This is a genomic window from Streptomyces sp. sk2.1, from assembly GCF_008120935.1.
In the GTDB taxonomy this organism is placed as follows: domain Bacteria; phylum Actinomycetota; class Actinomycetes; order Streptomycetales; family Streptomycetaceae; genus Streptomyces.
The window spans coordinates 1-6226 of sequence record NZ_RDBO01000185.1 but is presented as its reverse complement, the minus strand read 5'-3'; the positions used below and the strand labels follow the sequence as shown (position 1 = coordinate 6226).

Annotated in this window: 7 protein-coding genes and 1 pseudogene; 6 read left to right on the top strand and 2 right to left on the bottom strand. The window is 71.6% G+C overall.

The window, feature by feature from the left end:
* The first annotated feature begins 115 nt into the window (after positions 1-115).
* Complete coding sequence (locus EAO76_RS42270) at positions 116-1384, top strand: cytochrome P450 (protein ID WP_148841526.1); 1269 nt, start codon at positions 116-118, stop codon at positions 1382-1384.
* Between the two features lie 354 nt (positions 1385-1738).
* On the opposite strand, the pseudogene EAO76_RS42265 reads toward EAO76_RS42270, so the two are convergent.
* A pseudogene (locus EAO76_RS42265) lies at positions 1739-1909 on the bottom strand (DUF4157 domain-containing protein); the annotation flags it as partial.
* Between EAO76_RS42265 and EAO76_RS42260 the strand changes: the two are divergent.
* Positions 1899-2114: a hypothetical protein gene (locus tag EAO76_RS42260; protein WP_148841525.1), complete on the top strand. Its 216-nt coding sequence runs from the start codon at positions 1899-1901 to the stop codon at positions 2112-2114. The pseudogene EAO76_RS42265 and the gene EAO76_RS42260 sit on opposite strands and share 11 nt — an antisense overlap.
* A 597-nt stretch (positions 2115-2711) precedes the next feature.
* Positions 2712-2876, top strand: coding sequence for a hypothetical protein (locus EAO76_RS45120; RefSeq protein ID WP_376043845.1), 165 nt, complete (start codon positions 2712-2714; stop codon positions 2874-2876).
* Between the two features lie 216 nt (positions 2877-3092).
* Here the strand turns inward: EAO76_RS45120 and EAO76_RS42250 are convergent, their stop codons facing one another.
* On the bottom strand, positions 3093-3695 hold the full coding sequence (locus tag EAO76_RS42250; RefSeq protein ID WP_222872273.1) for an ABATE domain-containing protein: 603 nt from the start codon (positions 3693-3695) through the stop codon (positions 3093-3095).
* Between the two features lie 83 nt (positions 3696-3778).
* Here EAO76_RS42250 and EAO76_RS42245 point away from each other — a divergent pair, with 83 nt between their 5' ends.
* Genes EAO76_RS42245 through EAO76_RS45115 form a run of 3 tightly spaced genes read left to right on the top strand, consistent with a single transcriptional unit; the run spans position 3779 to position 6063 of the window.
* A complete protein-coding gene (locus tag EAO76_RS42245; RefSeq protein ID WP_148841524.1) occupies positions 3779-4666 on the top strand; it encodes an NAD(P)-dependent oxidoreductase in 888 nt (295 codons plus the stop codon).
* A gap of 50 nt (positions 4667-4716) precedes the next feature.
* Positions 4717-5865 (top strand): MFS transporter, encoded by a 1149-nt coding sequence (locus tag EAO76_RS42240; RefSeq protein WP_148841523.1) that lies wholly within the window; start codon positions 4717-4719, stop codon positions 5863-5865.
* A 42-nt stretch (positions 5866-5907) separates the two neighbouring features.
* Positions 5908-6063 (top strand): hypothetical protein, encoded by a 156-nt coding sequence (locus EAO76_RS45115; protein WP_187439033.1) that lies wholly within the window; start codon positions 5908-5910, stop codon positions 6061-6063.
* Positions 6064-6226 lie beyond the last annotated feature (163 nt).

The following is a 6226-nucleotide window of genomic DNA, read 5'->3' as shown; positions in this document are numbered from 1 at the left end:
GTAGGTGCACTGCGCGAACGCGGCCGGCGAAAGCCACTCGCCCGGATCCTTGTCGGCCCCGGGCCTCCACGTCCGGCTCCGTCGGCCGCCCGCCCCGCACCCATCGAGGAACCCCATGACGCCACCGGAACAGCACGGCTGCCCGCACCTCGCGGGAACGGCCGACCCCGTCCACGCGCTCGACGCCGACTTCGCCCAGAACCCCTTCCCCGTCCTGGACGAGCTCCGCGCCGAGGGACCCGTGCACCTCGTCCGCATGCCCAGCGGCGCCGAACGCTGGCTCATCACCCGCTACGACGACGTGGTCGCGGCGCTCGCGGACCCCCGGCTCAGCAACGAACTCGCCCGCGGCCTCCAGCAGTCCCTGCCGCCCGAGCCCCTGCCGCCCCGCTGGCAGGTCACCCTGCGCACCAGCCGTCTCCTGGGGCGTGCCATGGCCAACCTCGACCCACCGGACCACGACCGGCTGCGCAAACTCGTCGTACGCGCCTTCGGCGCCAGACGTGTCGACGGCCTGCGCCCGCGCATCGAGCGCGGCGCGGACGAACTCTTCGACGCGGTCGAGGGCCTCCCCCGGTTCGACCTCGTCGAAGCGGTCGCCAACCGGCTGCCCGTCACCGTGATCTGCGAGTTGCTGGGCGTGCCGGACTCCGACGCCGACCTCTTCCGCACCGCCGCGAGCGTCCTCGGCGGCTTCCAGGCCGACGACGAGGCAGCCCTGCGCACGGTCGCCGCCCTGGACGCCTTCGACGCCTACGTCCGCGCACTCGTCGCCGAACGCCGCGCGACGCCGGGACCGGACCTGCTCAGCGAACTGATCACCACGCCCGCCGACGGCAGCCCGCTCAGCGACGACGAACTCGTCAGCATGGCCGGGCTGCTGCTCTTCGGAGGCTACGAACCGTCGGCCCAGCTGATCGGCAACACACTGCTCGCCCTGCTCCAGCACCCGGACCAGCTCGACGCGCTCCGCGCCGACCCCTCGCTGCTGCCACGAGCCGTCGAGGAAGCCATCCGGTACGACGGCCCGGTCACCCCCGGACTGAGCCGCTACGCCCTGGACGACGTCGAGATCGGCGGTACGACCATCCCCAAGGGCTCCTACGTGATCGTCGGCGTCGCGGCCGCCAACCGGGACCCCGACCACTGGGCCGACCCCGACCGCTTCGACCTCACCCGCCCGGACACCACACGCCAGCTCGGCTTCGGCCACGGCCTGCACTACTGCGTCGGGGCGCGCCTGGCCGCGCTGGAGGTCGAAATCGTCCTCGCCACCGCCCTGCGCCGCTTCCCACGACTGCGCCTCGCCGTCCCCGCCGAGCAACTGCGCCGCCGCGCCGGCTCGGTACGCGGCCTCGTCGAACTGCCCCTGCGTACGGACTGACGGCACCCCCACGGCACGAACGGTGAAGAGCCACCCGGCCGGCGCGCCGCGCCGTCCGGGTGCCGCACTCCGGCCGCCCGAACTCCTCCGGCCCATCCGGAACGAACCAGATTCACCACCGTGTGGGGCACGGGGCTGTCTGCGGGGCGGCCCCGCGTACCAGCCGCCCGCGGCCCCCTCGGGGGCGGTGCTCGCCAGGCGCAGCTCCATCCCGTCCCCGCCCTCGCCCGCGGTGACTTCGTACAGCCCCGTCGTGCGCGGGATCTGCCCGGTGGCCTCCGGCGTGCCCATCAGCCGGTCCCCGGGCCGCGACGAGTACCACGGTGCCTCGGCCAGCGCCCGGTGCCCGCCGACCAGCGCGTCGATCCCCGCGGCCGAGGTGTGTGCTGCGGAGTCGTCGTGGATGTCGTCGTGGATACGGACGTCGGAGAAGTCCGCGCCGAAGCGGGCTTCCATCCTGGTGCGTGTGCCGTCATCGAGGGGGCGGCCCGGAGCACGCAGGACGTCATGGACGGTGGCTGGCACCGCGAAGACCAACAGGTCCGAGGCCGACAAGGATCCGGGCGAGTGGCTTTCGCCGGCCGCGTTCGCGCAGTGCACCTACGGCGCCGACCGGGTGGCCACCGAACTCCGCTGGAAACTGACCGCGGACGACAAGGAGCGTGCCGCCCCGGAGGTCCTTGCCAAGGGCTGCGCGGACACCGTCGTGAAGTACGAAGTCGCGCCGTAGAGACTCCCGGCTCCACCTCCGTCCCGCGCCCTGGGGCTGTGCCGCCGGTGGGACCGGGAGGCGGGACAGGTCGGCCCTGGACGGAGGCGTGGGGGCGGAAGGAGGGCCATCTGCCGGGCCATGCGGTGGCGGTCTGGACGGGGGCGGGAGGAGGGCACTGCGAAAACGCACGCCGGGCGTGCGGGACGGACCGGAACCTGACCACGGCCTGCCTCGGAGGAGACCGGACGACCGTCGGAACGAAGACGTCTGGGGCCACCCCTCCGTCGAAGTCGTTCGCGGACCGGCCCGGCCGGGCCGGCTTCTGCTTGTTTCCGGCGGTGCGTACGAGCCCCTTGGGGACGCCGACCATGACCTGGCCGACTACCTCACCGGCGAACCGCGCAAGGACGCACAGCGGTTTGTCGAGGACGCCGTCCGGCGGGCCCGCGCGCTGCCCGACCCGTACGCGGAATGCCACCGCCCTCGTGGCGCGCGTCGCCCGAAGAACTCGGCCCGACTCGCTTCCCGGACGGAGCCGGGTCACGTCGGGAGGCGTGACCCGGCGCGCCGATCGTCGTGTATCGGCCCTCCGTCTCGGGAGGTCGGCGGGTCACCGTGCGCAGCAGCGGCCGGGACGAGATCCTCGGCACCGCCCACAGCGACCACGACCCGGTCGTGTTCCTCGAGGGTGCCGGCGTCGACGCCCTCGAATCCGTCTTGTCCGATCCGCAGTGGGTGGAGTGGCGCGACGGTCCCGCCCACGAGTTCAGCGCAGCTTGACGTCCGGGAGTCCGGGAGTCCGGGAGTCCGGGAGGGGCGGACAGGGAGACCCCGCCCGCCCCTCCGGTCAGTCGATCGGGCTGTGCAGTCCGATCACGCGGCCCCCGGTGGCGAGAACACCGGCGAGTGCTGCCTTGGGACAGGACTTTTCGGCGAGGAAGGCCAGCACGCCCCGGCTGCTTCGTGTTGGCGCAGATGCGGCCTGCGTACAGGGGTTCAGTTGTTGCCGGCGGTGGTGCGTGGGCCGCGGAAGCGGGCTTTCTTCGCGCGGTTGCCGCAGATGTTCATCGAGCACCAGCGACGGTTCCGGCCCTGGCTGGTGTCGACGTAGAGGCCTCGGCAGTCGGGGTTCTGGCAGGCCTTCACCTGGCCGCGTTGGGGGCCGCCGAGGAGGGTGACGGCGTCGTGGGCGATGCGGCCGAGCGCGCCGCGCACGTGGTGTCCGGTGATGGGCTGCCAGCGCAGCCCGGTCCCGGTGAGTTCGGGGCAGAGCTGCTCGTCGCGCAGGAGCCGGTTGAGCACTGCTCGATCCGTCTCGGTCGTCGGCTCGTCGTGGGCGATCGCGGTGCCGATGCGGTGGATCGCCTCACGGAGCCGCTGGGCCAGGTCGAGGTCTGCGGGGGTGGCGTGTTCGCTGCCGACGGCGATGTCGTTGGCAGCGAGCCAGTCATCCAGTCGTCCCGGATCGGGCAGCCGTTCAACTGGGGTGCCGTGCCGATCGCTGAGGGTGGCGGTGAAACGGAACGCGAGTTGCTCGTTGTCGAGCCTGAACATCGGGCGGTTCGCGGCGGTGGTGCTCGGGGCGGCGGGATCGGTCATGGAACCACTTTAGGTGGTTCCACCATGGGGTGGCATGTATGGTGGAACCGGTTCAAGCGGTTCCAAGTTGGAGGGTGGATGTGATGACCGATGTGACCGTGGTCGGTACCGGCGGTATGGGGGCGGCGATTGCCCGGAATCTGGTGCGGGCCGGATACCGGGTGGCGGCGTGGAACCGGGACCGTGCTCGGCTCGCACCGCTGGTGGATGCGGGGGTGATGAGGCTGGAGCAGCTGGGCGAGGTGTTCTCCTCGCCGGTGGTGTTCTCGGTGCTTGCCGACGACGCCGCGGTGAGGGAGGTGTTTCTCGACAGCGGCGTGCTCGACGCTGCGCCGTCGGGGGTGGTGCATGTGAATCTCGCGACGATCAGCCCGGCGCTGGCGGAGGAGACAGCGGCGATCCACGCAGCCAAGGGGGTCGGGTATGTGGCTGCGCCGATGTTCGGTGGGGTGCCGGTCGCAGTGGCGGGAAAGCTCAATATCGTCGGTGCCGGGGCGCCCGAGCCGGTCGAGCGGGTGCGCCCGCTACTGGAGGCGGTCAGCGCCCGTGTGTGGCCGGTCGGTGATTCGCCGCAGCGGGCGAACGTGGTCAAGGTCGCCGGCCAGGTGCTCATCGCCTCGGCGATCCAGTCGATGGCCGAAGCCGTTGCTATCGGTGAGCGGGGCGGTGTCGATGCCAAGACGCTGGTGGAGCTGTTCACTTCGACGATCACGCCGGGCCCGGTGTACACGAACTACGGCGGGCTCATTGCTCGCCGGGCATACTCCCCGGCCGGGTTCACCCCGGTACTGGGACGCAAGGACATCGACCTGGCCCGCAGCCAGGCCGCGTCGACCGGGCTCGGGCTCCCGGTGGCCGATCTGCTCTCCGAACTGCTCACCGACGCGATCGAGGCCGGGCACGGGCAGGATGACTGGGCCTCGCTGGCCGACATGCAGCGCCACCGCGACCTCGGCGAGGCCGACCAGTGACCACAGGAACACACGCGACCACCACGTCCGGACACGCTCAACGCGCGGGGTTGCCGTGGGCGGCGCTGCTGGCGCTGGCCGCGGCGGGGTTCCTCGCGATCTTCACCGAGACCATCCCCGCCGGACTCCTCCCACAACTCTCGGCAGGACTGGGGATCTCTGAATCCGCAGCAGGGCAACTGGTCACGCTGTACGCGGTCGGGTCGGTGCTCGCCGCGATCCCGCTCGTGGCCGCGACCCGACGGGTGAGCCGGAAGAAGGTGCTGCTGGCCGCGGTGCTCACGCTGCTGGTGTTCAACACCGTGACTGCGCTCGCGCCCGGGTACCCACTGATCCTGGTGGCCCGGTTCATCGCCGGTGCGGCCGCCGCGCTCGTGTGGGGTGTGCTGGCCGGGTACGCCCGCCACCTTGTCCCGCCCGCCCAGCAAGGACGCGCGCTCACCGTCACCGGGATCGGCCAACCCATCGCGCTGGCCGCCGGAGTCCCGCTGGGAGCACTCGCCGGATCGCTCGTGGACTGGCGGTGGGTATTCGCCGCGATCTCGCTGGCCGCGGCCGGCCTGACCGCGTGGATCGGCGCCGCCGTGCCCGATGTGCCCGGCCAGGCACCGTCGGCGCATCTGCCACTGCGGCGCGTGGTCCTGCTGCCCGGTATCCGGGCGGTGCTGGTCGTCGCACTCGCGTGGGTGCTCGCGCACAACATCCTCTACACCTATATCGCGTCCCTGCTCGTCCCGACCGGGCTGCGCCTCGACATCGGGCTCGCGATCTTCGGCATCGCCTCCTTCATCGGGATCATCGCCACCGGCCTGGTCATCGACCGGGCACTACGAGCAACCGTGCTCGGCGTGCTCACCCTCATGGCCACAGCCGGCCTCGCCCTGGCCAACCCGATCCTTGGAGCCGTGCTGATCGCTGTCGCGATCGCGGTCTGGGGCTTCGGCTTCGGCGGCGCGCCCGCGCTGCTGCAGACCGCCCTGGCCGACCGTGCCGGCGAGCACACCGACGCCGCCCAGTCCGTATTCGTGACCGTGTTCAACCTGGCGGTAGCCGGTGGTGGCATCGTCGGCGGCGCGATCCTGGCCACCCACGCGAGTGCCTCCACCCTGGCCTGGACCGCACTCGGCCTGACCATCGCAGCGTTCCTCGTCGTTGTCGCCCGAACGCGGGCATTCCCGGCCACACGTGCAGAAACATGACATGCTCACCCCTGGAACCTGGCGTTCCTGGGCAGGCGGTCCGTGGTCTGGCCGCAGGCTGAGATCCTGCCCGGCGTCACGGTGCAGATCCTGACCCGCCGACTCGAAGAGCTCGAAGTGCCCCGGCTGACGAAGGAGATCAGCCGAGGTGAGCTCGACGGGCATCTCGTGGCCGCTGTGCGGCCTCCGCATGGCTGAAGGGTTGGATCTTTGTTTTACCGAGCTGTCGGCCGGATGGGGCGTTGCCGCCACCATGAGACTGAACTGTTGGCTGGTCAGATGTCAGGGTGCCAGGGGGCGTCGGGCCGGGTGGGAAGGGCGTCGGCGACGAGGCGGAGCGCGAACACCGGCTGCCCGGCAC